Here is a 25,256-nt window from a genome sequence, read left to right on the forward strand (position 1 = left end):
TCATCGAGCCTTAACCTTTGTGCTGTTGCCAGATTTGGCTTTTCAGTCGCGAAGGAGTGGGAGTTATGCGGTGGTTGTTGTGTGTGCTTTTGCTGGTTTTGTCCATCGAAGTCAGGGCTGGCGAGGTGTTCCTGATTCCGGAGAACAATCCCAAGCCGGTTTACCCTGTAGCACTTTCCCGAAGCGGTATAACCGGCGCGCTGAATGTCAGTTTTACCGTCCATGCCGACGGATCGGTGAATCAGGTAGAGGCTTCAAAGGACGCTCATCCCGACTTTGTCGAAGCCTCCCGAACGGCGGTGAGCCAATGGCGATACAAGCCCTGGGAGATTTCCATCGAGCGACCCGCGCAAATCCAGGTGGTCGCGCCAATGGTGTTCAGGCTGGACGACAAGATGCCGATTCATGCCAACGAGGAGTTGAAAAAGTTGAGTTGTGGTGAGGTCGCCAAGGCAGCACTGCGGCTTGCAAACTACTCGTGGGTGGACATGCCGGTGTTCAGCTGGACGCGCAGTTACCTCACCCACTCCCTTGCCCCCACGCAATTGCCGGAGGCGAGACGTCTGGAACTCATCGCTAAACTCAACAAGAGCGTGCCTTCGATTATTCGGCGTTGTAATACGCATCAGGCGTCACGGTATGTGCGTTTTCTTCCGAAGGAAATTCGTGAGTTACTTTGATTGAAAACATGCAGCGATGTCTGTTTTCCAGTCATGTATCGAAAAGGCCAGAACAACCTCATCAGTTGTCCTGGCCTTTTTGCATCCTGCTGCGATTCAGCGAACCTGCACCACCACTTTCCCAACCGCCTTGCGCTGGCCAAGATCATTGATCGCCTGCGCCGCATTGCTCAGCGGATACACCTGCGACACCAGCGGCTTCAGCTTGCCTTCGGCGAACCAGCCAAACAATTGCTGGAAGTTCGCCGCGTTGTCTTGCGGTTGGCGCTGGGCGAACGAACCCCAAAACACGCCAACCACTGCGGCGCCTTTAAGCAGGGCGAGGTTGACTGGCAGTTCCGGAATGCGTCCGCTGGCGAAGCCGACCACCAGCAGGCGGCCGTTCCAGGCGATGGCGCGGATGGCTTGGTCGAACAGGTCGCCGCCGACCGGATCGTAGATCACGTCCGCGCCCTGGCCATCGGTCAGGCGTTTGATTTCGTCTTTGAGGCTGGTTTCGCTGTAGTTGATCAGTTCATCGGCGCCGGCAGCCTTGGCCACGGCGAGTTTTTCGGCGCTGCTGGCGGCGGCGATCACGCGGGCGCCCATGGCTTTGCCGATTTCCACGGCGGCCAGGCCGACACCGCCGGACGCACCGAGCACCAGCAGGGTTTCACCCGGTTGCAGGTTGCCGCGTTGCTTGAGCGCGTGCATCGAGGTGCCGTAAGTCATGCTGAAAGCAGCGGCGGTGTTGAAGTCCATGGACGGCGGGATCGGTAGCACGTTGTAACCCGGAACGGCGACCTGCTCGGCGAAACTGCCCCAGCCAGTGAGGGCCATGACCCGATCGCCGACTTTCAGGTGACTGACTTTCTCACCCACGGCGCTGACCACGCCAGCCGCTTCGCCGCCCGGAGAAAACGGGAAGGGTGGCTTGAACTGGTATTTGCCCTCGATGATCAGCGTGTCCGGGAAATTCACCCCGGCGGCGTGCACGTCCAGCAGGATTTCGTTCTTCTTCTCGACAGGGCTGGCGACGTCTTCCAGCACCAGCGATTCGGCAGGGCCGAAGGCTTTGCACAGCACGGCTTTCATCAGGGCTATTCCTTTGGGAGTGATGGCCGATAAGTGTAGGTGTGTGAGTCGACGGGTCAACGAGCATGCCCCGCCCTGATAGTCAGCCATAAGCTTGTGCTTGCGCGGCGGGTCGTTATGCTAGGCCGCAAACCGGATAAGGAGCGAATTGTGAAAGCGTGGATCATGTTGTTGCTGGCCCTGTCTCTGCCTGTGGCAGCAGTGGCTGAAGAAGCCGCCAAAGAAGGTGAAGCCCCGAAAGTCAGCTACCTGACCCTGAGCCCGCCATTCGTGGGTAACTACGGGTTGGATGGCACGCCGAAGTTGAAGGTCTTCAAGGCTGATGTGGCGTTGCGGGTCACCGGTGATGAGGCGGCCAAACTGGTGAAGGCCAATGAACCGTTGATTCGCAATCAACTGGTGGCGTTGTTCACCCAGCAAACCACCGAGGCGATGAACAGCATCGAGGGAAAGGAAAAGCTGCGTCAGGAAGCCTTGAAGCAGACCCAGCAAATCATGAGCGATGAAACCGGCAAGCCGGTGGTTGAGGATCTGTTGTTCAACAACCTGATTATTCAGTAAGTCCGGATCTCAAGGGTGCTGGCCTGCCAGCGATGGTGCCTTCAGAGCGCCATCGCTGGAAGCCATGCGGCGCCAATGATCAATGCTTCAGGACGTCAGGCTGCGGCGAAACCGCAGCAATGCAATCGCGAAGAACAGCAGGCCGATCACTGTGAGCGCCAACAGGTCCGGCCACACCACGCTCAGCCCGGCATCACGAAACAATATCGCGGCGCTCAGGCTGACAAAGTGCGTTGACGGCGAGCCTTGCATCACCCATTGCAGCCATTGCGGCATGCTGTCGAGCGGTGTGCTGCCACCGGACAACAGCAGCATCGGAATGATCACCGGAATGGCCAGCAGGCCGAACTGTGGGGTGGACCGGGCAAGGGTCGCGAGGAAAATTCCCAGTGCTGTACTGGCGAACAGATAAACCGCGGTGACCAGCAAAAACAGACTCATCGAGCCGGCCAGCGGCACGCCCAGCGCACCTTTGACAATCACTTCCAGCGATAGCCACGTGCACAGCACCACCACTAGCATGTTGCTCCAGATTTTCGCCAGCATGATTTCCAGTGCCGTCAGCGGCAGCACCAATAAATGGTCGAGGGTGCCGTGCTCGCGTTCACGCAGCAACGCCGTGCCGGTCAGGATGATGGCGAGGATGGTGATGTTGTTGACGATTTGAATCACCGCCAGGAACCAGCCGCCTTCCAGATTGGTATTGAACAGCGAGCGGGTTGTAAGCAGCACCGGGGACTGGCTGGCGGCATTGCTCTGGCCGCTATAGTTCAGCAGTTCGCGCTGAAAAATCCGCCCGATGTAACCTGCGCCCATGAACGCCTGGCTCATGGCTGTGGCATCGACGTTGACTTGCAGCGCCGGCTGGCGGCCGGCCAACAAGTCCGTCTGGAAACCGGCCGGTACGTTGATCACGAACGTATACCGACCACTGTCCATGACTTGATCGAGTTGCCCGTAAGGCAGCAACACCGGCGGCTGGAACTCCGGTGGTAGCAGGGCCTGGGCCAGTTGTCGCGACAGGTGACTGTGGTCTTCGTCCACGATGGCCACGCTGGCATTGTGTACACCGATCACCGAGCCGGCGGCGGGCATGTAGATCGCTACGGTGAAGGCGTAGAACAGGAACAGCAGCAACACGCTGTCGTGTCGCAGGCTGGTCAGTTCCTTGAGACCCAGTCGCAGGATATGCGCACACTTATGCATCAGGCCTCCTGCTTTTTCAGCATGATCAGACTGAGCCCGGTGAACCCCAGAAAGAACCCGAACAATGCCAGGCATTGTGGCCATAACTGGCGCAGGTCCAGGGCTTTGGTGAAGGTACCGACGGCAAGATCAAGGAAGTAGCCGGCTGGAAACAACATCCCCATGATCGCTGCAGCACCGTCGAGCGATGAGCGTGGCACGATCAACCCGGAAAACTGGATAGTCGGCAGGCTGGTGATGATCATCGTGCCGAGGATTGCGGCAATCTGGGTTCGGGTAAACGATGAAATCAGCAGGCCCATGCTGGTGGTTGCCAACACATAGAGCAGCCCGCCCAATGCCAGGGTCAGGCCGCTGCCCTTGAACGGCACGCCGAACAGCCAGCGGTTCATGGCGACCAGTACCGCGAGGTTGATCAGGCTGATGGCCAGATAAGGGGCCTGCTTGCCCAGCAGGAACTCCAGCCGGGTCAGCGGCGTGGCGTAAAAATTGGTGATCGACCCCAGTTCTTTCTCCCGGACAATACCCAACGCCGTCAGCATGGCGGGGATGAACGCCAGGATCAGTGCCATGACTCCCGGGCCGATGGCATTGACGCTCACGACATCCTGGTTGTAACGGAAACGGGTTTCCAGTTTGGCTGCCGCCTGCCCTTTCAACGCCGGGCTGCTCTGTTCGGCCAGTTGTTCAATGTTGGCCTGGTGCACCGCTTCCACGTAATTGCGGCTGGTCTCGGCTCGAAAAGGCATGCCGCCATCGAGCCAGGCCGCCACGACGGGCTGTCGAGCGGCGTACAAATCCCGGCCGAATCCCGGTGGAATTTCCAGCGCCAATTTGATTTCCGAGCGTTGAAGGCGGCGGTGCAATTCTTTCGCGTCGCGAATGGGCGGTTGTTCGTCGAAGTAACGAGAACCGCGAAATGCTTCCAGATACGCGCGACTCTGGGGTGTCTGGTCTTGATCGAAGACCGCGAAGGCGAGCTTTTCCACGTCCAGGGAGATGCCGTAGCCGAAGATCACCATCATGAAAATGGCGCCGAGAAAGGCAAATGCCATCCGCACTTTATCGCGCAGCAACTCCTTGCCTTCGCGACGGGCCACCGCTATCAGGCGCCCGACACTGAAGCGACGTTCCTTAAGAGGCGTGGTGCGCTTGACCGGTGAGTCGTCGGACGCTACCGGCGTCGGGGTTTCCATGGGGGCTTGGACCTGTTCCAGGCACGTGACAAACGCCGCTTCCAGGGTCTCGCCCTTGAACTGCTGTTGCAGTGCCGCAGGGGTGTCGCAGGCAAGCACCTGGCCGGCGTGCATCAGCGAGATACGGTCACACCGCTGGGCTTCGTTCATGAAATGCGTGGAAAGAAAGATTGTTACGCCTTGCTCGCGCGAAAGCTCGACCAGCAATCGCCAAAAATCATCGCGCGCCGCCGGGTCTACGCCGGAGGTCGGTTCGTCGAGTATCAGCACTTCCGGACGATGCAGCACGGCCACGGCCAGTGACAGTCTTTGGCGCAGACCCAAGGGCAGGGCGCCGGACTGTTGATCGGCGACGCTGCCCAGATTGAAACGCTGGATCAGTTCGTTGATGCGTTGAATGCTGTCCGTTTTGGGCAAATCGAACAGCCGGGCATGCAAGTCAAGGTTCTGCCGGACACTGAGTTCTCCGTACAGGGAAAAGCTCTGGGACATGAAACCGACGCGTTTGCGAGTCGCCAGGTCCTTGGCATTCACCGGGTTGCCCAGCAATGTGGCGCTGCCTTCACTGGCCGGAATAAGCCCGGTTAAAACTTTCATGGTGGTGGTTTTGCCGCAGCCGTTGGAGCCGAGAAAACCGAAAATTTCGCCTCGGCCAATGGCAAAACTGACCTTGTTGACGGCGGTGAAATCGCCGAAGCGCAAGGTCAGTTCGTGGGCTTCGATGGCGATGTCCGCGTTGTCGCCGGTTCTGGATGGAATCACCAATGCCGGTTTGTCTTGGCTGCCGTCGCCCTGAAAGTGGGTGAAGGCAGCGTCAAGTTTGCCGCTCGGCGTTGCTGCCGCCAGTTCGCCGGTCAGCCCTGTGGCAATCAGCTTGCCGCCGTCGAGCATCAGGCAGTGCTCGAACTGCTCGGCCTCTTCCATATAAGCCGTGGCCACCAGCAATGTCAGTTGCGGGCGTTGTCGACGGACGTCGTCCACCAGTTCCCAGAAGTGCCGGCGAGACAAGGGATCGACCCCGGTGGTCGGCTCGTCGAGGATCAGCAGGTCTGGCTCATGGATCAGCGCGCAACAGAGTCCGAGTTTTTGTTTCATGCCGCCGGAGAGTTTGCCCGCCGGACGATCGGAGAATCGCAAAAGATCGGTGGCCAGCAACAGGTTGTGCATACGTTGATTGCATTCAGCTTTCGACAGGCCGAACAGGGTGGCAAAAAACTGAATATTCTCGCTGATAGACAATTCGGGATACAGGTTGCCGCCCAGACCTTGGGGCATAAACGCAATTCGGGCATAAAGACTGCTGCGATGGCGGCGATCCTGGATTGAGCCACCAAGCACTTCCAGCTGACCCTCCTGCAGGATTTTCACCCCCGCGATCAACCCCAGCAGACTGGACTTGCCGGCGCCATCGGGCCCGATGAGCCCGCAGCGGGTTCCTGCGGGCAGACTGAAATGGATATCGCTCAGCGCCTGCTGTTGGCCGTAGCGGTGATTGATGCCGGTCGCTTGCAGCGCCAGGCTGGTCATTGCAGATTGGCCGGCCAGTCAGTCGGCGCGGTGCGCACATAACCGGCACCTGGCATACCCGGTTTGACCTGAGGCAGGGCGCTCGGATCGGTCAGGCGCAGCTTGACGCGGAACACCAGTTTTTGCCGCTCATCGCGGGTCTCGACTTCTTTGGGGGTGAACTGCGACTTGCCTGCGACGAAGCTGATTTTTGCCGGCAGTGGGTGGTCGGGCAGGGCGTCGAGCAGGATTCGCGCATCGTCGCCGACCGCCAGGCGACCTGTCACCGAGGTGGGGAGATAGAGGTTCATGTACTGGTCGTTGGGGTCGATCAGCAGCAGAACCCGTCCGCCCGCGCCGAGCACTTCGCCGGGTTCGGCCATGCGCAGCTGGATGACCCCGTCGATAGGCGCCCGCAGGCTGCTGTCCTCTATTTCGCTGGTCAACATCGCGACCTGTGCCTGTGCTGCACCAATCGCCGCGCCGACGGCCGACACCTGCGCCCGGGACGCTGCAACCGCGGCACTGCCAGTGTCCAGGCGGGCCTTTTGTTGATCAATGATCTGGCCACTCACGAAACCGTGCTTGAACAGCTCCTGTGAGCGGTTGAGTTCCTGTTGGGCCAGCAGATGTTCGCTCTGGCGCAGTTGGACATTGGCCTGAGCGGCGGAAAGATTTTCCCGGGCGCGCAGCACCTCGGCTTCGGCCTGGCTGCGCTGGGCTTCGAGGGTGCGGGTGTCCATGCGTGCCAGCAGCTGGCCCTTGGTCACCTTGTCGCCTTCATCGACAAGCACCTCGGCCAAGCGCCCCGGTGTCTTGCTGGCGATCTGTACTTCGGTGGCTTCGAGGCGACCGTTACCGACATACAAACCTTCGGGTAAACGGTCATGCATGGACTTCCAATATCCGAAACCACCGGCAGCCAATAACAGGGCCATCAAGGCACTGGCGAAAACGATCGAAGAGCGGCTATGGGTAGACATGCGGGCATCCTGCGGCTGTTGCGTCCTAGTCTGGCGTATTTGACACCAAGACGATTTGATACCAGTCAATTCAAGTCAAGAGGCAAGCCTACGCGATCGGGTGACTAAAAAGAGGATGACTGGGTAGTTCTCGTTCAATTAGCGCAAATCGAGCACTGCGGCCCATTGCTCGGCAGTCACCGGCATCACCGACAACCGCGAACCTTTCTGCACCAAGGGCATTTCCGCCAGCGCCGTCTGCTGTTTCAAATAATCCAGTTTGAGCACTTTGGCAAACGTCTCGACATGCGCGACATCAATCGCGCTCCAGGCGTTTTTCTCCAGGGTGGCCTTGGGATCGTAGTAATGACTCTCCGGCTCCAGCGCCGTCGGGTCGGGATACGCGGCTTCGACTATTTTCCCGATTCCGGCGATTCCTGGTTCGGGGCAGCTGGAGTGATAGAAGAAAAACTCATCCCCCACCGCCATGGCCCGCAAAAAGTTACGCGCCTGGTAGTTGCGAACCCCGTCCCAGCGCGCTTTGCCAAGCTTCTCCAGACCCTTGATCGAGAGTTCGTCGGGCTCGGATTTCATCAGCCAATAGGCCATGGTTTTTGCTCCTTGCGAGTCAGGTGGGCAAGTTGTCGGGCAATTTTATGACAAACCGACAGTCGGTTGACGCCAGCGTTTGCGTGTCGGTTCACGTTGTCGCAAAATGCCGGCCTTCTAAGCTTGACGCTGCTGCACGGCCTACACCTACAACGGAAACCGCTGCTGTCATCGTGTTGATGTGCCTTTGGGGGGCAATCGATGAAACGCAAACCGGATTTACTATGGATATTGGTTATTTTGTTCGGCCTCGGCGTCGTGACCACTGGCTATGCCCAAAGCCTGTGGAGCAACAAGACCGATGCGCCGGTTGAAATCGCGCAGCAACAACAGCCGTCGGCCTTCAAGCGCTGACCTGTCTTTTCGACGCCGCTGATTCCAGTGGCGTCTAGTCTGCGAAATACCACGCCTTGTCTGTCACCGTTCCTTGCAACGGCACATCCCAGCTCGCTTGAGCCAGTCGTTCGACCTTCTGACATTCATGGGCCAGCCCCAACAGCGTCGGCTTGCGCCAGTTTTTGCGCCGCGCCAGGTACGCCAGGCTCCGGTCGTAGAAACCACCGCCCATGCCGAGTCGGCCACCGACATCGTCGAACCCCACAAGCGGCAACAGCACCAGATCGAGCGCCCAGACTTTGCGTTGTCGGGCGAGGTTGTGCCTGGGTTCGAGAATACGGAAGCGATTGAGTTGGAGTTTTTCGCCGGGGCGAATCCGCTGGAACACCATTTTGGTTCGCGGCCAGGCGCTGAGCACTGGTAGGTAAGTCGCCTTGCCCCGGCGTTGCGCGGCGCGCAGCAACAGGCGCGGATCGATTTCACCGTCGGTGGGCAGGTACAGGGCGATATGTTTTGCGCGGCGAAACAACGGCTGCTGGGCCAGTTGCTTGTACAGCCCGCGAGCGGCCTGGCGCTGCTGGCTGGCTGTCAGTGCGCGGCGGGCCTTGCGCAGCATGCGTCGAAGTTGCGGGCGGGGCAGCAGCGCAGGTTCGGTCATGGATTCGGGCTTCGGCAGTGCGGGTACACAAAGCGTACCCGTAAAAAAGCCGATGCCGGTATTGAACCGGCATCGGACTGGAATCAGGCTCCCCGGATGAACCGCTGCTGACTTAGCCCTTGAACCCGAAAGTTCAAGGTGGAAGATGCAGTAGGCTTTAAGGCTTTCCGTCTAGCGGACATGCACACCAGCCCAACGTGCAGCCTCCAGGGTAGTGCGAATCGGCTCAGGGACGTGGTCAACTGGCAAGCACCCCAGGGAGTGTTGCGAGTATAACCCAAGCGGTTCGGCGAATCAGCCCTTGGTGACGTCCGGATCGGTGGCGAGCACCAGATCGACGCGATCCAGCAGGTCGCGAACCTGCTCACGGGTCGAGCCGCTGACCTGCACATCCGGACTTTCCTGCTTGTGCAGAAGGTCGTGCGTGATGTTCAGCGCGGCCATTACGGCGATGCGATCGGCGCCGATGACTTTGCCGCTGCTGCGGATTTCACGCATCTTGCCGTCCAGGTAACGGGCAGCGCTCACCAGGTTGCTGCGCTCTTCCTGGGGGCAGATGATCGAATACTCTTTGTCGAGGATCTGCACGGTTACGCTATTGCTTGAACTCATGAGTCTTGCTCCAGGGCCTTGAGGCGCGAAATCATCGATTCGACCTTACGCCGGGCGATTTCGTTCTTTTCAATGAGGTGAGCGCGTTCCTCGCGCCAGGTCTTTTCCTGAGCTAGTAGGAGTCCATTTTGACTCTTAAGTTGCTCGACTCGGCTAATTAACAATTCGAGTCTGGCCATCAGCGCTTGCAGGTCGGTGTCTTCCATTGTCTTCACTGTCTGATGGATGTCGGACTGTAGGAGCGAGCTTGCTCGCGATGGTCGCCAACGATAACGCTGGGTCCCTGACACCCCGCGGTGTTCTGGGGTTCATCGCGAGCAAGCTCGCTCCTACAGAGGAGTCGATGTAGGATACAAGGCCTTCATTCTAGACATAGCGCCGTCTGGCGCCTAGCTGCCCATGCCCATTCAGAATTCTCCGTACCAAGCCTTCGCCACGCTGCTGACTTCCAGCGGTCATAACGTCTCGCCTGCCGAACTGCATGGCCTGCTGCTCGGTCGCAGTTGCGCCGGTGCCGGTTTCACTGCCGAAGAGTGGCTTATCGATGCTGCCGAGCTGCTCGAAGGCGAGCCGCAAGACAACGTTCGCAATGCCTTGATCGGCCTGCAAGAGATGGTCAAGGGCGAGCTCACCGGCGACGACGTGACCGTCGTTTTGCTGCTGCCGACCGATGACGAGCCGCTGGCCGACCGTGCTGCCGCACTCGGCCAATGGTGCCAGGGCTTCCTCAGCGGTTTTGGCCTGAACTGCCGCGACAGCAGCATGCTCAGCACCGAGGCCACCGAAGTGTTGCAGGATCTGGCGGCCATCTCCCAGGTGCAAGACGCGCTGGAAGAGTCCGACGACGGCGAAAGCGACTACATGGAAGTCATGGAATACCTGCGTGTCGCGCCGCTGCTGCTGTTCTCCGAGACCCGGAAGCCGGACGCACAGGCCGCCGCCAAACCGTCGTTGCATTAATCGCGAGCCAGGAAAAGCCATCTGCCCATGATTCATATCCCGAAATCGGAATACAGCCGTCGCCGCAAGGCCTTGATGGCGCAGATGGAACCCAACAGCATCGCCATCCTGCCCGCCGCCGCGGTAGCCATCCGCAACCGCGACGTCGAGCATGTTTACCGCCAGGACAGCGACTTCCAGTACCTCAGCGGTTTCCCCGAGCCTCAGGCCGTCATCGTATTGATGCCTGGCCGTGAGCACGGCGAATACCTGTTGTTCTGCCGTGAGCGCAACGCCGAACGGGAACTCTGGGACGGCCTGCGTGCCGGCCAGGAAGGCGCGATCCGCGACTTCGGTGCCGACGACGCTTTTCCCATCACGGACATCGACGACATCCTGCCGGGCCTGATAGAAGGCCGCGACCGGGTGTATTCGGCCATGGGCAGCAATCCGGAATTCGATCGCCACCTGATGGACTGGATCAACGTGATCCGCTCCAAGGCGCACCTGGGCGCCCAGCCGCCGAACGAATTCGTTGCGCTGGATCATCTGCTGCACGACATGCGCCTGTATAAATCGGCGGCAGAAGTGAAGGTGATGCGCGAAGCCGCGCGGATTTCCGCTCAGGCGCATATACGTGCGATGCAGGCCAGCCGGGCCGGTTTGCACGAGTTCAGCCTTGAAGCCGAGCTCGATTATGAGTTCCGCAAGGGCGGGGCGAAGATGCCGGCGTATGGTTCGATTGTGGCGGCGGGGCGCAACAGCTGCATCCTGCACTACCAGCAGAATGACGCGGTGCTCAAGGATGGTGACCTGGTGTTGATCGACGCCGGTTGCGAGATCGACTGCTACGCCAGCGACATCACGCGCACCTGGCCGGTCAACGGCAAGTATTCCGCGGAACAGAAGGCGATCTACGAATTGGTGCTGGCTTCACAAGAAGCAGCCTTTGCCGAAATCGCCCCGAACAAACACTGGAACCAGGCGCACGAAGCCACGGTCCGGGTGATTACCACCGGCCTTGTGAAGTTGGGCCTGTTGCAGGGCGACGTCGACGAGCTGATCGCCAGCGAAGCCTATAAAGCGTTTTACATGCACCGCGCCGGCCACTGGCTGGGCATGGATGTGCATGATGTCGGCGAGTACAAGGTCGGCGGCGAATGGCGCGTGCTGGAAGTCGGCATGGCGCTGACCGTGGAACCGGGGATCTACATTGCCCCGGACAACCAGAACGTAGCGAAGAAATGGCGCGGCATTGGCGTGCGCATCGAGGACGACGTCGTGGTGACCAAAACCGGCTGTGAAATCCTGACCAGTGGCGTACCGAAAACGGTCGCCGAGATCGAGGCCTTGATGGCCGAAGCGCGGACAAAAGCGGCATGAGTCGAGTCAATCTGGCAATTATCGGTGGCGGTCTGGTCGGCGCCAGCCTGGCGTTGGCCCTGCAAGCCGGGGCCAAGGCGCGCGGCTGGAAGATTGTGCTGATCGAACCGTTTGCCCCCGGCGACAGCTATCAACCGAGTTACGACGCCCGTTCTTCGGCGTTGTCCTATGGTGCCAAGCAGATTTATCAACGGTTGGGCGTGTGGCAGGACATTTCCCGCCGGGCCGAACCGATCAAGCAGATTCACGTTTCCGACCGTGGCCGTTTCTCCACCGCGCGTTTGTCGGCGATGGAAGAAGGCGTACCGGCGCTGGGCTATGTGGTGGAAAATGCCTGGCTCGGCCAATGCCTCTGGCAAGGTCTGGACAAGGACGTGGTCACCTGGCGCTGCCCGGCGGAAGTCACGCGCATGGAGCCGCTGACCGACGGCTATCGCCTGACCCTCAACGACGAAACCACCTTGGAATGCGACCTCGCGGTGCTCGCTGATGGCGGCCGTTCCGGCCTGCGCGAGCAACTGGGAATCGGCATCAAAACGCGCCCGTACAACCAGAGCGCGCTGATCGCCAACGTCACCCCGAGCGAAGCGCACAACGGCATGGCGTTCGAACGTTTCACCGACGATGGCCCGATGGCGTTGTTGCCGTTGCCGGAAAACCGCTGCGCCCTGGTCTGGACCCGTCTGGGCATGGACGCGCAACGGTTGGCGGCCCTTGATGAACGCAGTTTCCTCAGCGAATTGCAGGGCGTGTTCGGTTACCGCCTAGGCACGTTGAAACAAGTGGGCGCACGGCATCTGTATCCGTTGACGCTGATCGAAGCCGAAGAGCAGGTGCGTCCGCATCTGGCGATTCTCGGCAACGCCGCCCACAGCCTGCATCCCATCGCCGGCCAGGGGTTCAACCTGTCGCTGCGTGATGCGCAAGCGTTGGCGGATGCGCTGCTGGGGAGCGAGACTTCGCCCGGCGACTTCGCGACCTTGCAGGCTTATCGCGAACGCCAGCGGATGGACCAGAACCTGACCGTGGGTTTTTCCGATCAAGTCACGCGCCTGTTCGGCAGCACTCAACCGCTGGTGTCGCTGGGTCGCAACCTCGGCCTGCTTGGCCTCGATCTGCTGCCGCCGGCCAAGCGCTGGTTCGCCCGACAGGCCATGGGCCTGGGTACGCGTCCCGATGCTTAAGTGGTTGACGAGCAGGTTCGGCAAAGCGCGGTTGATGCGTTGGTTCATGACCTTCTACCCGCCGTACCTTGGCGCCGGGGTTCGCGTGCGTCACATCAGCGATGATTTTCGCGACATCAAGGTGTCCATGGGATTGGGCTGGTACAACCGCAATTACGTCGGCACACAGTTCGGTGGCAGCCTGTATTCGATGGTCGACCCGTTCTACATGCTGATGCTGATGGAGAACCTCGGACGCCATTACATTGTCTGGGACAAAGCGGCAGACATCGATTTCATCTCGCCGGGCAAAGGCCCGGTGTTCGCCAACTTCAGGATCGACGAGACCTTGCTCGACGAGGTCCGCCGGCAAACGGCGAACGGCGAAAAATACCTGCCGCAGTTGCAGGTCGATATCCACGACGGCGCCGGCACCTTGGTGGCGCGGGTCCAGAAAACCCTTTACGTGCGGCTCAAGCCGCAAGCGAGACAGGCTTAAAGCATGGACATGCGCGCAGATCTGCTGATTGTCGGGGCCGGAATGGTCGGCAGCGCCCTGGCGCTGGCGTTACAGGACAGCGGGCTGGAAGTCCTGCTGCTGGATGGCAGCCCGATGAGCGTCAAACCCTTCGACGGGCAAGCGCCGTTCGAACCGCGCGTGAGCGCGTTATCGGCAGCGAGCCAGCGGATTCTTGAACGCCTCGGCGTGTGGGATGGCATCGCCAGTCGACGCAGCAGCCCGTACACCGACATGCACGTCTGGGATGGCAGCGGGACCGGGCAGATCCACTTTTCCGCCAGCAGCGTACATGCCGACGTGCTTGGACATATCGTCGAGAACCGCGTGGTTCAGGACGCCTTGCTCGACCGCTTGCACGACTGCGACCTCGGGATGCTGGCCAATGCGCGCCTGGAGCAGCTGCGCCGCTCCGGTGATGACTGGCTGCTGACGCTCGCCGATGGCCGCACCTTGCGTGCGCCGCTGGTGATTGCGGCGGATGGCGCCAACTCGGCCGTTCGACGCCTGGCCGGAGTGGCCACGCGCGAGTGGGATTATCTGCACCACGCGATCGTTACCAGTGTGCGCAGCGCCAAGCCTCATCAAATGACGGCCTGGCAACGCTTCACCGACAACGGCCCCTTGGCGTTTCTCCCGCTGGAACGCGACGGTCAGCAGGATTGGTGTTCGATCGTCTGGTCGACCACGCCGAGCGAAGCCGAACGGCTGATGGCGCTGGACGACGCAGCGTTCTGCCTGGAGCTGGAACGCGCCTTTGAAGGCCGGCTCGGCACGGTGCTGAGCGCTGATCCGCGTCTGTGCGTGCCGCTGCGTCAGCGTCATGCCAAGCGTTATGTGGCCGAAGGTCTGGCGCTGATCGGCGACGCAGCGCACACCATTCACCCGTTGGCCGGGCAGGGGGTGAACCTCGGTTTCCTTGATGCTGCGGTGCTCGCCGAAGTGCTGTTGCAAGCGGCAGGACGGGGCGAGCGGCTGGCGGACGTGAAAGTGCTGAGCCGCTACGAGCGTCGGCGCATGCCGCACAACCTGGCATTGATGGCGGCGATGGAAGGCTTCGAGCGGTTGTTCCAGGCCGATCCGCTGCCGGTGCGCTGGTTGCGTAATGCCGGGTTGAAAATGGTTGATCAGATGCCGGAGGCCAAGGCGTTGTTTGTGCGTGAGGCGCTGGGGTTGATCGGGGATCTGCCGGCACTTGCCAAGGCCTGAGATTTTCACTGCGGCCGATGGCCTCATCGCGGGCAAGCCCGCTCCCACAGTTGAAATGCATTCCATTGTGGGAGCGAGCCTGCTCGCGATGGCGTCGGCACAACCACCGCGCATTTCAAACCGTGCAACATCTGGTAACTCCTCCGCTAACTGATCGATTGAGAAGCTAAATGTGAGTCCTTATCATTTGCCCTCCCTTTTCCAAATCGAGAGATCGCTCCCATGTTGGCACCGAAGCGTCTATTGACCGCACTCGCCCTGACCCTGATTGGCAGCACCGCCGCCCAGGCCGCCGACGAGGTGGTGGTTTACTCCTCGCGTATCGACGAGCTGATCAAACCGGTCTTCGATGCCTACACTGCGAAAACCGGTGTGCAGGTGAAGTTCATCACTGACAAGGAAGCGCCGCTGATGCAGCGCATCAAGGCTGAGGGAGAAAACGCCACTGCCGACCTGCTGCTGACCGTCGATGCCGGCAACCTCTGGCAGGCCGAGCAGATGGGCATCCTGCAACCTTTCACCTCGAAAACCATCGACGCCAACATCCCGTTGCAATACCGCGCGGCTTCTCATGCCTGGACCGGCCTGAGCCTGCGGGCGCGAACCATCGCGTACTCCACGGACCGGGTGAAGCCGGGCGAGTTGAGCACTTACGAAGGTCTGGCCGACAAGAACTGGGAAGGCCGCCTGTGCCTGCGTACGGCGAAGAAGGTCTACAACCAGTCCCTGACTGCCACCATGATCGAAGTGCATGGCGCCGAGAAAACCGAGAAGATCCTCAAGGGCTGGGTCAACAACCTGTCCACCGACGTGTTCTCCGATGATGTCGCGGTATTGGAAGCGATCAACGCCGGCCAATGCGACGTCGGCATCGTCAACACTTATTACTACGGACGTTTGCACAAACAGAAGCCTGACCTGGCGGTGAAGCTGTTCTGGCCGAATCAGGGCGATCGTGGCGTGCACGTGAACCTGTCGGGCATCGGCCTGACCAAACACGCGCCGCACCCGGAAGCGGCCAAGGCGTTGGTGGAATGGATGACGACGCCGGAAGCACAGAAGATCTTCGCTGATGTGAATCAGGAATTCCCGGCCAACCCTACAGTGGCGCCGTCCGCGGAAGTCGCCGCCTGGGGCAAGTTCGTGGCCGATACCTTGCCGGTAGAAGTTGCTGGCAAGCGTCAGGCCGAAGCGATTCGCATGATGGATCGGGCTGGCTGGAACTGAGTCTGTCGATATACTGCGCCCCGCTTACGCGGGGCGTGCTGATCGTTCCCATGCTCCGCGTGGGAATGCATCCACCGACGCTCGGCGTCGAAGCGTGACGCAGAGCGTCACAAGATGTGTGCCCACGCAGAGCGTGGGCATAATCATTTAAACGAGAGCTTTTCCTTGGCCCACCCCGCCCAACGTCGCTGGTATCCCTTGGTCTTCGCCATTGCTGCGTTGGTCTTGCTGCCCCTCAGCGTTCTGTTGCTCTCCTGGCAAATCATCGATCATCAAATCTGGTCCCACCTCTGGGACACGCAGATGCCGCGGCTGCTGGGCAACACGCTGACCCTGGTGCTCGGCGTCGGTGTCGGTGTAACGCTGTTGGGCGTCAGTCTCGCCTGGCTGACCAGCCTCTGCGAGTTTCCCGGTCGGCGCTGGCTGGATTGGGCGTTGATGCTGCCGTTCGCGATTCCCGCCTATGTGTTGGCTTTCGTCTTCGTCGGGCTGCTGGATTTTGCCGGTCCCGTTCAAACGTTGATGCGCGAATGGTTCGGCACGGGTCTGCGATTACCGCGAGTCCGCTCGACCGGCGGCGTCATCCTCGTTCTGGTGCTGGTTTTTTATCCCTACGTTTATTTGCTGGCGCGCACCGCGTTTCTGGCACAGGGCAAAGGCCTGATGGAAGCGGCGCGAGTCCTGGGGCAGTCGCCGTGGCAAGCATTCTGGCGAGTGGCCTTGCCAATGGCGCGCCCGGCCATCGGCGCGGGTGTGGCATTGGCGCTGATGGAAACCCTGGCGGATTTCGGTGCGGTGTCGGTGTTCAACTTCGACACGTTCACGACGGCGATCTACAAAACCTGGTACGGCTTCTTCAGCCTTTCGACTGCCACACAACTGGCCAGCCTGTTGCTGTTGGTGGTGATGGTGGTGTTGTACGGCGAGCGCCACGCACGCGGGGCCAACCGCACAAGCAACGAACGACCACGAGTCAAAGCGTTGTATCACCTGCGCGGCCTCAAGGCGTTGGCGGCGATGAGCTGGTGCGGTCTGGTGTTTGCCTGCGCTTTTGTCATTCCGGTGCTGCAACTGATGGTGTGGTTCTGGCAGCGCGGGCGTTTCGATCTGGATGAGCGGTACACCGGGCTTATTGTTCATACGTTGTACCTGGGCGGCATGGCGGCGCTGATCACCGTCAGCGTCGCGCTGATACTGGCCTTTGCCCGGCGCCTGGCGCCAACCCGGGCGATTCGTTCCGCTGTGAGCCTGGCCAACCTCGGCTACGCGCTACCGGGTTCGGTGCTGGCGGTGTCGATCATGCTGGCGTTCAGTTACCTGGATCGCGAGCTGGTGATTCCGCTGTCGGGATGGTTGGGCGGAGCCGGAAAACCGTTGCTGTTGGGCAGTCTGTCGGCCTTGCTGTTGGCCTATCTGGTGCGTTTCATCGCGGTAGCTTATGGGCCGCTGGAAAGCAGTCTGGCGCGAATACGGCCATCTTTGCCCGAAGCAGCACGTAGCCTTGGGGTCAGTGGGCCACGACTGTTTTTCAAAGTGTATCTGCCGTTATTGCTGCCCGGCACATTGAGCGCTGCGTTGCTGGTGTTCGTCGACGTCCTCAAGGAAATGCCTGCGACCCTGCTGATGCGGCCGTTTGGCTGGGACACGCTGGCCGTGCGCATCTTCGAAATGACCAGTGAGGGCGAGTGGGCGAGGGCATCATTGCCGGCGCTGACCCTGGTTTTGGTCGGGCTGTTACCGGTCATCGGATTGATTCGACGTTCGGCGCATCGAAACACCTAGGTGCCAGTCCTACACCTTGAGGCTACAATGCGCGGCATTCGGTGCGGTCCGTCCTACAGACCCGGTCGCTGAAATCGGCTTAAAGCCTTCTATATCAAGGCTTTCACTCCGTACAGCACCGGCCCGCACCTTCGCCACGCCCGGAAGGAGAAACCCATGGGACAGCGTACGCCTCTGTATGACCTTCATCTCGCCCTCGGCGCGAAGATGGTCGATTTTGGCGGTTGGGATATGCCTTTGCATTACGGCTCGCAGGTCGAGGAACACCATCAGGTGCGCCGCGATTGCGGGGTTTTCGATGTATCCCACATGACCGTGATCGATGTCAGCGGCGGGCAGGCCAAGGCCTGGCTCCAGCATTTGCTGACCAACGACGTCGAACGTCTGCACAGCCCCGGCCGTGCCTTGTACAGCACCATGCTCAATGAGCGTGGCGGCATCGTCGACGACATGATCGTCTATCGCCTCGACGACGGTTATCGCCTGGTGGTCAACGCCTCCACCCGCGATCAGGACCTGGCGTGGATGCAGGCGCACCTCGACGGCTTCGATGTGCAGCTTAACGAGCGTTCCGAACTGGCGATGCTGGCCATTCAAGGCCCTCATGCCCGACACAAAATCTCCGAACTGGTGACCCAGTCTCGCGGCAACCTGATCCAGTTGCTCAAGCCGTTCGAAGGCCAGCCTGACGGTGACTGGTTCATCGCACGCACCGGTTACACCGGCGAAGACGGTCTGGAAATCATTTTGCCGGCCGATCAGGCTCCGGGCTTCTTCAACGATCTGGTCGGCGCGGGCATCTCGCCGATTGGCCTCGGGGCGCGAGATACGCTGCGTGTCGAAGCCGGCATGAACCTGTACGGTCAGGATATTCATCAAGACGTTTCACCGCTGGCCTCGAACATGGCCTGGAGCATCGCCTGGGAGCCGGCCACTCGCCAGTTCATCGGACGCGACGCTCTCGAAGCCGAACGGGCGGGTGGCGTGCAGCACAAACTGGTGGGGCTGGTCCTTGAGGAGCGTGGGGTTTTGCGCGCTCATCAGGTGGTCCGAATCGCCGAAGTTGGCGAAGGAGAGATCACCAGTGGTAGTTTCTCTCCTACGCTTAGCAAGTCGATTGCACTGGCGCGCGTGCCAATGGCGACTGCCGACCGCGCAGAAGTGGAAATCCGTGGCAAGTGGTACCCGGTCCGAGTGGTCAAACCGACCTTCGTACGCCATGGTAAAACCTTGATCTAACCTTTTCTGGCGGGCAACGACCGCTGACAATTTTCTTGAGGACACAGAACATGAGCGATATCCCTGCCGACCTGCGTTTTGCCGAAAGTCATGAATGGGCCCGTCTGGAAGCTGATGGCACCGTCACTGTGGGCATCAGCGATCACGCTCAGGAAGCCTTGGGCGATGTGGTGTTCGTTGAACTGACCGAAGTCGGAACCACCTTCGCTGCTGGCGATCAATCCGGTGTCGTTGAATCGGTTAAAGCCGCGTCCGACATCTATTCCCCGGTTGCCGGTGAAGTGATCGCGATCAACGAAGAACTGAGCGCAACCCCGGAACTGCTCAACTCCGACCCGTACGGTGCCTGGATCTTCAAATTGAAGCCAAGCAACACGGCTGATCTGGAGAAGCTGCTGGATGCGGCTGGCTACAAGGCCGCCATCGGCGAGTAAGCCTTCAGCGTCACCCAAAGCCCCGACTAGTCGGGGCTTTTTATTGGGACGGTTTTCCCCTGGCAGGCGCGAGCTTGCTCACGATGAGGGGTTTACATTCAACATTGATGTTGACTGATCTACCGTCGTCGCGAGCAGGCTCGCTCCCACAGGGTAGGTGTCAACTTCCCACAGAGATTCGCTGTTGGCAGTGGCTGCTATGCTGGTTTGACCGTGTTGCATCGACGTTGAGCGCCAGTCAAGAGAGAGCCCGTCATGTCCCAGTTGCCGTCCTTGAGCCAGTTACGCGACCCCAATGCCTTCCTTCGCCGCCACCTCGGCCCCGATGCCGCCGAGCAGCAGGCGATGCTCGACAGCCTCGGTGTCGGCAGCCGAGTCGAACTGATCGAGCAGACAGTGCCGCCGGGAATTCGCCTGAACCGGGCGCTTGACCTGCCACCCGCCCTCGACGAAGAAGCCGCGTTGGCCAAACTGCGTGGCTACGCCGAGCAGAACCAGGTCTGGACCAGCCTGATCGGCATGGGCTACCACGGCACGCTGACGCCGACTGTCATCTTGCGTAACGTCCTGGAAAATCCCGGTTGGTACACCGCTTACACGCCGTATCAACCCGAGATCGCCCAAGGTCGACTCGAAGCGCTGCTGAATTTCCAGCAATTGACCATCGACCTCACCGGCCTGGAGCTGGCCAACGCCTCGCTGCTGGACGAAGCCACGGCGGCAGCGGAAGCGATGGCCCTGGCCAAGCGTGTCGCCAAGTCCAGAAGCAATCTGTTCTTCGTCGATGAAAACTGTCATCCGCAGACCATTTCCGTGGTGCAGACCCGTGCCGAAGGTTTCGGTTTCGAGCTGATCATCGACTCTGTGGATAACTTGAAACAGCACCAGGTGTTCGGCGCGCTGCTGCAGTATCCCGACACCCATGGCGAGATTCGTGATCTGCGTTCGTTGATCGATCACCTGCACGCCCAGCAAGCCCTGGCCTGCGTCGCCACCGATCTGCTGAGCCTGTTGTTGCTGACGCCGCCCGGCGAGTTGGGCGCCGACGTGGTGTTTGGCTCATCCCAGCGGTTTGGCGTGCCCATGGGTTACGGCGGCCCCCACGCGGCGTTTTTTGCCAGTCGTGATGAATACAAACGAGCGATTCCAGGACGCATCATCGGCGTTTCGAAAGACGCGCGCGGCAATACCGCGTTGCGCATGGCCCTGCAAACCCGTGAGCAACACATCCGCCGGGAGAAGGCCAACTCGAACATCTGCACCGCCCAAGTGCTGCTGGCCAACATCGCCAGTTTCTACGCGGTCTACCACGGTCCGGAAGGGTTGAAGCAGATTGCCCAGCGTGTTCAGCGGCTGACCTGCATCCTCGCGGCGGGTCTGGAGCGGCGCGGCATTGTCCGCTTGAACAAACACTTCTTCGACACGTTGACGCTGGAGGTCGGTGGTACTCAAACCGCGATCATCGAGAGTGCTCAGGCGGCACAGATCAACCTGCGAATCCTGGGGCGCGGGCAGTTGGGCCTGAGCCTTGACGAAACTTCTGACGAAAACACCGTGGCGAAGTTGTTCGATGTTTTCCTGGGTGCCGATCATGGGCTCAACGTCGACGAACTGGACGCCGAAACCCTGCCTTCCGGCATTCCTGACGGGCTGCTGCGTACCTCACCTTATTTGCGTCATCCGGTGTTCAGCGCCCATCACAGCGAAACCGAGATGCTGCGTTACCTCAAGCAACTGGAGAACAAGGACCTGGCGCTCAATCAATCGATGATTCCACTCGGCTCTTGCACCATGAAGCTCAACGCAACCAGCGAAATGATCCCGATCACCTGGCCGCAGTTCGCCCATTTGCACCCCTTTGTGCCGAAAGAGCAGGCGGTCGGTTACTCGCTGATGATCGAAGAGCTGGAGCGCTGGCTCTGCGCGATCACCGGTTTCGATGCGATCTGCATGCAGCCCAACTCTGGCGCGCAAGGCGAGTACGCCGGGTTGCTGGCGATTCGCAAATACCACGAGAGTCGGCATCAAGGAGCGCGGGAGGTCTGCCTGATTCCGTCCTCGGCCCACGGGACCAATCCTGCCTCGGCGCAAATGGCCGGGATGCGCGTGGTGATCGTCGAGTGCGATGAAGCGGGCAACGTCGACCTCGATGACCTTAAGGAAAAAGCCGCGGCTGCCGGTGACAAACTGGCCTGCCTGATGGCGACGTATCCTTCGACCCATGGTGTGTACGAGGAAGGCATCAACGAGATCTGTGAAGTTATCCACCACCATGGCGGTCAGGTGTACATGGATGGCGCCAACCTCAATGCGCAAGTCGGGCTGGCGCGGCCGGCGGACATTGGCGCCGACGTTTCCCATATGAACTTGCACAAGACCTTTTGCATTCCCCACGGCGGTGGCGGTCCGGGCATGGGGCCGATTGGCGTGCGGGCACACTTGGCTCCGTTCGTGGCCAACCACCCGGTGGTGGCAATTGAAGGCCCGTTGCCGCAGAACGGCGCAGTCAGCGCCGCGCCTTGGGGCAGTGCGAGCATTCTGCCGATCAGCTGGATGTACATCGCGATGATGGGGCCGCAACTGGCGGACGCCAGCGAAGTGGCGATCCTCGCCGCGAATTATCTGGCGCAGCATTTGTCCGGTGCGTTCCCGGTGCTCTACACGGGGCGCAACGAGCGGGTGGCCCACGAGTGCATTCTCGACCTGCGGCCACTCAAGGCACTGACCGGCATCAGCGAAGAGGACGTCGCCAAACGCCTGATGGATTACGGTTTCCACGCGCCGACCATGTCATTCCCGGTGCCGGGGACCTTGATGGTCGAGCCGACCGAAAGTGAATCGAAGGCGGAACTGGACCGATTTATCGGGGCGATGCTGAGTATCCGAGCGGAGATCACTGAGGTGCAAAACGGCAACTGGCCGGCGGAAGACAATCCGTTGAAACGGGCCCCGCATACGTTGGCCGACATCACCGGGGTGTGGGAGCGGCCGTACAGCATCGAGCAGGCCGTTACGCCGGATGCGCACACCAAGGCGCACAAGTATTGGCCAGTGGTGAATCGGGTCGATAACGTCTACGGCGACCGCAACCTGTTTTGCGCGTGCGTGCCCGTGGATGATTACCGCTGAGGGCGACGCCGATCAAATGTGGGAGCTAGCCTGCTAGCGATAGCGGTGTAACAGTCGCAGATGATGTCGACTGATCCACCGCTATCGCTAGCAGGCTAGCTCCCACAGGGGGATTTGTGTTGGGCATAAAAATGCCGCTCGGTTGAGCGGCATTTTGTTCGGCTGAAAAGCTTACTCGGAAGCGACGGCATTCTTCGCCAGGATCGCGTTCGCCAGTTCCATGTCCGTGGCTTGCAGGCCCGGGTTGTCTGCGCGGACTTTCTGCATTGCGGCTTCCAGGTAAGGGCCGCGGATGCCGCCGTCGCTGGCGACGAAACTGCCGGCATCGTCCTGGGCGGCAATGATCAGTTTGTGATCCTTGAACGTTAGGTAAGTCGAGCCGGTGGTTGCACCGGATGAAATGACGTTACGCCAAAAGCTGTCGGCCATTGCCGAACCGACTGGAAGGGACAACAGGGCGATGGTAGCGACAGCAAGTTTGAGACGCATGATGGGTGACTCCACTGGGTTAACTACGGGGTTGGATTGCCAATGGCCCTGTCGAGTTCCATCACGGCAGCCGCTACTTCTGCTCACTCTGCGGCGTCACCCGCAGCACCTCCTCGATCGTTGTCAAACCCGCGGCGACTTTCTGTGCGCCCGACAGTCGCAAACTGCGCATGCCCTCCTTGAACGCCTGGCGCCGGATCGCCAGCAGATCGGTGTCGGGGTTGATCAGCGCTTTGAGGCCATCGGTCAGTTGCATGATTTCGTACACCCCGGCGCGGCCGCGATAGCCGGTGTCGCGGCATTCCAGACAGCCGATGGCGCGCTGGGCATTGCCCGGCAGCGGTGCCTGCCAGGGTTTGGTCAGGGTTTGCCAGTCTTCTTCGCTCAGTGTCTGCGGTGCCTTGCAGTGCGGGCACAACGTTCTGACCAGTCGCTGCGCCATGACGCCGAGCACCGTGGCCTTGATCAGGTAATGCGGTACGCCGAGTTCCAGCAGGCGGCTGATGGCGCTGGGTGCGTCATTGGTGTGCAGCGTCGATAGCACCAGGTGGCCCGTGAGCGCGGCCTGAATCGCCATTTCAGCCGTCTCCAGGTCACGGATCTCGCCGATCATGATGATGTCCGGGTCCTGTCGCATCAGTGCGCGCACCCCGGCGGCGAAGGTCAGGTCGATGTTGTGCTGGACCTGCATCTGGTTGAACGCCGGTTCCACCATTTCGATCGGGTCTTCGATGGTGCAGAGGTTGACCTCCGGTGTCGCCAGTTTCTTCAACGTGGTGTAGAGCGTGGTGGTCTTGCCCGAACCGGTAGGCCCGGTCACGAGGATGATGCCGTTGGGCTGGGTCGTCATGTCCTGCCAGCGGCGCAGGTCTTCGGCGGAGAAACCCAGTTGATCGAAATCCTTGAGCAGCACCTCCGGGTCGAAGATTCGCATGACCATTTTTTCGCCGAACGCCGTCGGCAGCGTCGACAGCCGCAGTTCGACTTCACCCCCGTCCGGGGTTTTGGTCTTGACCCGGCCGTCCTGGGGTTTGCGTTTTTCCGCGACGTTCATCCGCCCGAGGCTCTTCAGGCGACTGACAATTGCCATGGTCACCTGCGGCGGGAATTGATAGACGTTGTGCAACACACCGTCGATGCGAAAACGCACAGTGCCCTGCTCGCGCCGGGGCTCGATGTGGATATCGCTGGCACGCTGCTGGAAGGCGTACTGGAACAGCCAATCGACAATATTGACGATGTGCGCGTCGTTGGCGTCCGGCTCCTGATCGCTGGCGCCAAGATTGAGCAGCTGTTCGAAGTTGCCCAGGGTGCTGGTCTGTTGATCGGCGTTGGTCGCACCGCTGACCGATTTGGCCAAGCGAAAAAACTCCACGCTGAAGCGCTGGATATCCACCGGGTTGGCCACTACACGCTTGATCGGCAGCTTCAACACGTGGGTCAGGTCGGCTTCCCAGCCTTTGACGTAGGGCTGGGCGCTGGCCACGGTCACCGCGTCGCGATCGATGGACACCGCGAGAATCTTGTGGCGCTGGGCGAAGGCGTAGGACATCAGTGGCGTAACGGCCGCAACGTTGATTTTCAGCGGATCGATGCGCAGGTAAGGCTGACCCGCCTGCTGCGACAACCACAGGGTCAGGCTTTCCAGGTCAAGGTGTTTGCCGGGACGGCTGAGGTCGTCCAGCTGTTGGCTGGCGATGAACTCCAGCGGATGCATCTGGCCATTGGCGGCGTGACGGCGGCGGGCATTCAGCGCGTGCTCGGCCGAGTCCTGGCTGATAAAGCCCTGGGCGACCAGTTCGCGCAGCAAATCATTGAGATCCAGCCAGCGGTCCTGAAGGGCAAGTTGAACGGACATGCGGGCTCCTCGTGAACAACAGTTCGCAAAGGATAGTCGCGGACCTGCCGACCGTTGGGCCACTACCCGACGAAGCCGTATCGAGTTTTTTCAGCCAGCCGCCTGAGCGGCTTCAACCCACGCGGAATCAGACGCTTGCAGGTCCACCGAGCAGACGCTGATCAGGTTACGCAATTTTTCCGCGATCACTTGAGCACGGTGCCAGCTCAGCTCGTCCATGACGATGTCGATTGCCAGCAGATCGCCCGTACGCTGCACATTGACCTGTTGCGGGGTCAGGCACTGCAACGCGAACAGATTGAGCGCCCGACACAGCAGGTCCGGTTCGGCTTCGGCCAGCAACTGATAGTGCACGCGACAGTGGGCGTTGCTGGCGTTCCAGACATCAGCGCGGGTGGGCGGGGTGTTGACGGCTTCAAGATGCGGCATGGTTGGTCTCCAAAATCACTGGAGGAATTTTTACATTCGATGCCGGGTATTTCTTATC

Annotated in this window: 24 protein-coding genes and 1 other RNA gene; 13 read left to right on the top strand and 12 right to left on the bottom strand. The window is 60.4% G+C overall.

Annotated features, from left to right (window positions below; genetic code table 11):
• Positions 1-65: 65 nt before the first annotated feature.
• Positions 66-680 (top strand): energy transducer TonB, encoded by a 615-nt coding sequence (locus tag F8N43_RS14105; protein ID WP_150638088.1) that lies wholly within the window; start codon positions 66-68, stop codon positions 678-680.
• A 96-nt stretch (positions 681-776) separates the two neighbouring features.
• Here F8N43_RS14105 and F8N43_RS14110 read toward each other — a convergent pair whose 3' ends face one another.
• The gene (locus tag F8N43_RS14110; protein ID WP_150638086.1) at positions 777-1,754 is read right to left on the bottom strand and encodes an NADPH:quinone oxidoreductase family protein; all 978 of its coding nucleotides are present in this window, start codon (positions 1,752-1,754) and stop codon (positions 777-779) included.
• A 150-nt stretch (positions 1,755-1,904) separates the two neighbouring features.
• Between F8N43_RS14110 and F8N43_RS14115 the strand changes: the two genes are divergently transcribed.
• Positions 1,905-2,315: a flagellar basal body-associated protein FliL gene (locus tag F8N43_RS14115; RefSeq protein WP_150638084.1), complete on the top strand. Its 411-nt coding sequence runs from the start codon at positions 1,905-1,907 to the stop codon at positions 2,313-2,315.
• Positions 2,316-2,402: 87 nt separating this feature from the next.
• On the opposite strand, the gene F8N43_RS14120 is transcribed toward F8N43_RS14115, so the two are convergent.
• The 4 genes from F8N43_RS14120 to F8N43_RS14135 all read right to left on the bottom strand — a co-directional run bounded on the left by F8N43_RS14120 (position 2,403) and on the right by F8N43_RS14135 (position 7,794).
• Entirely contained in the window at positions 2,403-3,521 is a 1,119-nt protein-coding gene (locus F8N43_RS14120; protein ID WP_150638082.1) for an ABC transporter permease, read from the bottom strand.
• On the bottom strand, positions 3,521-6,244 hold the full coding sequence (gene rbbA, locus F8N43_RS14125; protein WP_150653936.1) for a ribosome-associated ATPase/putative transporter RbbA: 2,724 nt from the start codon (positions 6,242-6,244) through the stop codon (positions 3,521-3,523). Before rbbA ends, F8N43_RS14120 begins: the two co-directional genes overlap by 1 nt.
• On the bottom strand, positions 6,241-7,206 hold the full coding sequence (locus F8N43_RS14130; protein ID WP_150632096.1) for an HlyD family secretion protein: 966 nt from the start codon (positions 7,204-7,206) through the stop codon (positions 6,241-6,243). The genes rbbA and F8N43_RS14130 overlap by 4 nt, the downstream gene beginning before the upstream one ends.
• Before the next feature lie 138 nt (positions 7,207-7,344).
• Positions 7,345-7,794 carry an EVE domain-containing protein gene (locus F8N43_RS14135; RefSeq protein WP_150632097.1) on the bottom strand — a complete coding sequence of 150 codons (450 nt, stop codon included), beginning with the start codon at positions 7,792-7,794 and terminating at the stop codon, positions 7,345-7,347.
• Between the two features lie 201 nt (positions 7,795-7,995).
• Here F8N43_RS14135 and F8N43_RS14140 point away from each other — a divergent pair, with 201 nt between their 5' ends.
• On the top strand, positions 7,996-8,148 hold the full coding sequence (locus tag F8N43_RS14140; RefSeq protein ID WP_090473954.1) for a hypothetical protein: 153 nt from the start codon (positions 7,996-7,998) through the stop codon (positions 8,146-8,148).
• A 34-nt stretch (positions 8,149-8,182) separates the two neighbouring features.
• On the opposite strand, the gene F8N43_RS14145 is transcribed toward F8N43_RS14140, so the two are convergent.
• From F8N43_RS14145 to F8N43_RS14160, 4 genes are all read right to left on the bottom strand, one after another.
• Complete coding sequence (locus F8N43_RS14145; RefSeq protein WP_150632098.1) at positions 8,183-8,788, bottom strand: 5-formyltetrahydrofolate cyclo-ligase; 606 nt, start codon at positions 8,786-8,788, stop codon at positions 8,183-8,185.
• 85 nt (positions 8,789-8,873) lie between these two features.
• Positions 8,874-9,052, bottom strand: a non-coding RNA gene (ssrS, locus tag F8N43_RS14150) — 6S RNA.
• 30 nt (positions 9,053-9,082) lie between these two features.
• The gene (locus F8N43_RS14155; RefSeq protein ID WP_017341388.1) at positions 9,083-9,400 is read right to left on the bottom strand and encodes a cell division protein ZapA; all 318 of its coding nucleotides are present in this window, start codon (positions 9,398-9,400) and stop codon (positions 9,083-9,085) included.
• Positions 9,397-9,606, bottom strand: coding sequence for a TIGR02449 family protein (locus F8N43_RS14160; protein ID WP_007942437.1), 210 nt, complete (start codon positions 9,604-9,606; stop codon positions 9,397-9,399). Before F8N43_RS14160 ends, F8N43_RS14155 begins: the two co-directional genes overlap by 4 nt.
• 193 nt (positions 9,607-9,799) lie before the next feature.
• On the opposite strand from F8N43_RS14160, the gene F8N43_RS14165 reads away from it, so the two are divergent.
• The 10 genes from F8N43_RS14165 (at position 9,800) to gcvP (ending at position 22,422) form a co-directional block, all read left to right on the top strand.
• Positions 9,800-10,360, top strand: coding sequence for a YecA family protein (locus F8N43_RS14165; protein ID WP_150632099.1), 561 nt, complete (start codon positions 9,800-9,802; stop codon positions 10,358-10,360).
• Positions 10,361-10,387: 27 nt separating this feature from the next.
• The gene (pepP, locus tag F8N43_RS14170) at positions 10,388-11,722 is read left to right on the top strand and encodes a Xaa-Pro aminopeptidase (protein ID WP_150653937.1); all 1,335 of its coding nucleotides are present in this window, start codon (positions 10,388-10,390) and stop codon (positions 11,720-11,722) included.
• Entirely contained in the window at positions 11,719-12,906 is a 1,188-nt protein-coding gene (ubiH, locus tag F8N43_RS14175; protein ID WP_150632101.1) for a 2-octaprenyl-6-methoxyphenyl hydroxylase, read from the top strand. Before pepP ends, ubiH begins: the two co-directional genes overlap by 4 nt.
• Entirely contained in the window at positions 12,899-13,384 is a 486-nt protein-coding gene (locus F8N43_RS14180; protein WP_150632102.1) for a DUF4442 domain-containing protein, read from the top strand. The genes ubiH and F8N43_RS14180 overlap by 8 nt, the downstream gene beginning before the upstream one ends.
• A 9-nt stretch (positions 13,385-13,393) precedes the next feature.
• Complete coding sequence (locus F8N43_RS14185; protein WP_191630138.1) at positions 13,394-14,611, top strand: 2-octaprenyl-3-methyl-6-methoxy-1,4-benzoquinol hydroxylase; 1,218 nt, start codon at positions 13,394-13,396, stop codon at positions 14,609-14,611.
• 222 nt (positions 14,612-14,833) lie between these two features.
• Positions 14,834-15,838 carry an extracellular solute-binding protein gene (locus tag F8N43_RS14190; protein ID WP_150632104.1) on the top strand — a complete coding sequence of 335 codons (1,005 nt, stop codon included), beginning with the start codon at positions 14,834-14,836 and terminating at the stop codon, positions 15,836-15,838.
• A gap of 165 nt (positions 15,839-16,003) precedes the next feature.
• Positions 16,004-17,620: an ABC transporter permease gene (locus F8N43_RS14195; protein ID WP_150653939.1), complete on the top strand. Its 1,617-nt coding sequence runs from the start codon at positions 16,004-16,006 to the stop codon at positions 17,618-17,620.
• 156 nt (positions 17,621-17,776) lie between these two features.
• Positions 17,777-18,859, top strand: a complete 1,083-nt coding sequence (gene gcvT / locus F8N43_RS14200) for a glycine cleavage system aminomethyltransferase GcvT (RefSeq protein ID WP_150653940.1) — start codon at positions 17,777-17,779, stop codon at positions 18,857-18,859.
• Positions 18,860-18,909: 50 nt separating this feature from the next.
• Positions 18,910-19,293: a glycine cleavage system protein GcvH gene (gene gcvH, locus F8N43_RS14205; protein ID WP_150632107.1), complete on the top strand. Its 384-nt coding sequence runs from the start codon at positions 18,910-18,912 to the stop codon at positions 19,291-19,293.
• A gap of 255 nt (positions 19,294-19,548) precedes the next feature.
• Entirely contained in the window at positions 19,549-22,422 is a 2,874-nt protein-coding gene (gcvP, locus tag F8N43_RS14210) for an aminomethyl-transferring glycine dehydrogenase (RefSeq protein WP_150653941.1), read from the top strand.
• 171 nt (positions 22,423-22,593) lie between these two features.
• Here gcvP and F8N43_RS14215 read toward each other — a convergent pair whose 3' ends face one another.
• From F8N43_RS14215 to F8N43_RS14225, 3 genes are all read right to left on the bottom strand, one after another.
• The gene (locus tag F8N43_RS14215) at positions 22,594-22,911 is read right to left on the bottom strand and encodes a DUF2388 domain-containing protein (RefSeq protein WP_134420813.1); all 318 of its coding nucleotides are present in this window, start codon (positions 22,909-22,911) and stop codon (positions 22,594-22,596) included.
• A 73-nt stretch (positions 22,912-22,984) separates the two neighbouring features.
• A complete protein-coding gene (locus F8N43_RS14220) occupies positions 22,985-24,769 on the bottom strand; it encodes a GspE/PulE family protein (RefSeq protein WP_150632109.1) in 1,785 nt (594 codons plus the stop codon).
• A gap of 90 nt (positions 24,770-24,859) precedes the next feature.
• Positions 24,860-25,198: a hypothetical protein gene (locus tag F8N43_RS14225; protein WP_150632110.1), complete on the bottom strand. Its 339-nt coding sequence runs from the start codon at positions 25,196-25,198 to the stop codon at positions 24,860-24,862.
• Positions 25,199-25,256 lie beyond the last annotated feature (58 nt).

The sequence above is a fragment of the Pseudomonas fluorescens genome (assembly GCF_902498065.1).
In the GTDB taxonomy this organism is placed as follows: Bacteria; Pseudomonadota; Gammaproteobacteria; order Pseudomonadales; family Pseudomonadaceae; genus Aquipseudomonas; species Aquipseudomonas fluorescens_BJ.

Coding starts and splice junctions, on each gene's coding strand:
- F8N43_RS14105 (WP_150638088.1), top strand. CDS start 66: ATGCGGTGGTTGTTGTGTGTGCTTTTGCTGGTTTTGTCCATCGAAGTC.
- F8N43_RS14110 (WP_150638086.1), bottom strand. CDS start 1,754: ATGAAAGCCGTGCTGTGCAAAGCCTTCGGCCCTGCCGAATCGCTGGTG.
- F8N43_RS14120 (WP_150638082.1), bottom strand. CDS start 3,521: ATGCATAAGTGTGCGCATATCCTGCGACTGGGTCTCAAGGAACTGACC.
- rbbA (WP_150653936.1), bottom strand. CDS start 6,244: ATGACCAGCCTGGCGCTGCAAGCGACCGGCATCAATCACCGCTACGGC.
- F8N43_RS14130 (WP_150632096.1), bottom strand. CDS start 7,206: ATGTCTACCCATAGCCGCTCTTCGATCGTTTTCGCCAGTGCCTTGATG.
- F8N43_RS14135 (WP_150632097.1), bottom strand. CDS start 7,794: ATGGCCTATTGGCTGATGAAATCCGAGCCCGACGAACTCTCGATCAAG.
- F8N43_RS14140 (WP_090473954.1), top strand. CDS start 7,996: ATGAAACGCAAACCGGATTTACTATGGATATTGGTTATTTTGTTCGGC.
- F8N43_RS14145 (WP_150632098.1), bottom strand. CDS start 8,788: ATGACCGAACCTGCGCTGCTGCCCCGCCCGCAACTTCGACGCATGCTG.
- F8N43_RS14155 (WP_017341388.1), bottom strand. CDS start 9,400: ATGAGTTCAAGCAATAGCGTAACCGTGCAGATCCTCGACAAAGAGTAT.
- F8N43_RS14160 (WP_007942437.1), bottom strand. CDS start 9,606: ATGGAAGACACCGACCTGCAAGCGCTGATGGCCAGACTCGAATTGTTA.
- F8N43_RS14165 (WP_150632099.1), top strand. CDS start 9,800: ATGCCCATTCAGAATTCTCCGTACCAAGCCTTCGCCACGCTGCTGACT.
- pepP (WP_150653937.1), top strand. CDS start 10,388: ATGATTCATATCCCGAAATCGGAATACAGCCGTCGCCGCAAGGCCTTG.
- ubiH (WP_150632101.1), top strand. CDS start 11,719: ATGAGTCGAGTCAATCTGGCAATTATCGGTGGCGGTCTGGTCGGCGCC.
- F8N43_RS14180 (WP_150632102.1), top strand. CDS start 12,899: ATGCTTAAGTGGTTGACGAGCAGGTTCGGCAAAGCGCGGTTGATGCGT.
- F8N43_RS14185 (WP_191630138.1), top strand. CDS start 13,394: ATGCGCGCAGATCTGCTGATTGTCGGGGCCGGAATGGTCGGCAGCGCC.
- F8N43_RS14190 (WP_150632104.1), top strand. CDS start 14,834: ATGTTGGCACCGAAGCGTCTATTGACCGCACTCGCCCTGACCCTGATT.
- gcvT (WP_150653940.1), top strand. CDS start 17,777: ATGGGACAGCGTACGCCTCTGTATGACCTTCATCTCGCCCTCGGCGCG.
- gcvH (WP_150632107.1), top strand. CDS start 18,910: ATGAGCGATATCCCTGCCGACCTGCGTTTTGCCGAAAGTCATGAATGG.
- gcvP (WP_150653941.1), top strand. CDS start 19,549: ATGTCCCAGTTGCCGTCCTTGAGCCAGTTACGCGACCCCAATGCCTTC.
- F8N43_RS14215 (WP_134420813.1), bottom strand. CDS start 22,911: ATGCGTCTCAAACTTGCTGTCGCTACCATCGCCCTGTTGTCCCTTCCA.
- F8N43_RS14220 (WP_150632109.1), bottom strand. CDS start 24,769: ATGTCCGTTCAACTTGCCCTTCAGGACCGCTGGCTGGATCTCAATGAT.
- F8N43_RS14225 (WP_150632110.1), bottom strand. CDS start 25,198: ATGCCGCATCTTGAAGCCGTCAACACCCCGCCCACCCGCGCTGATGTC.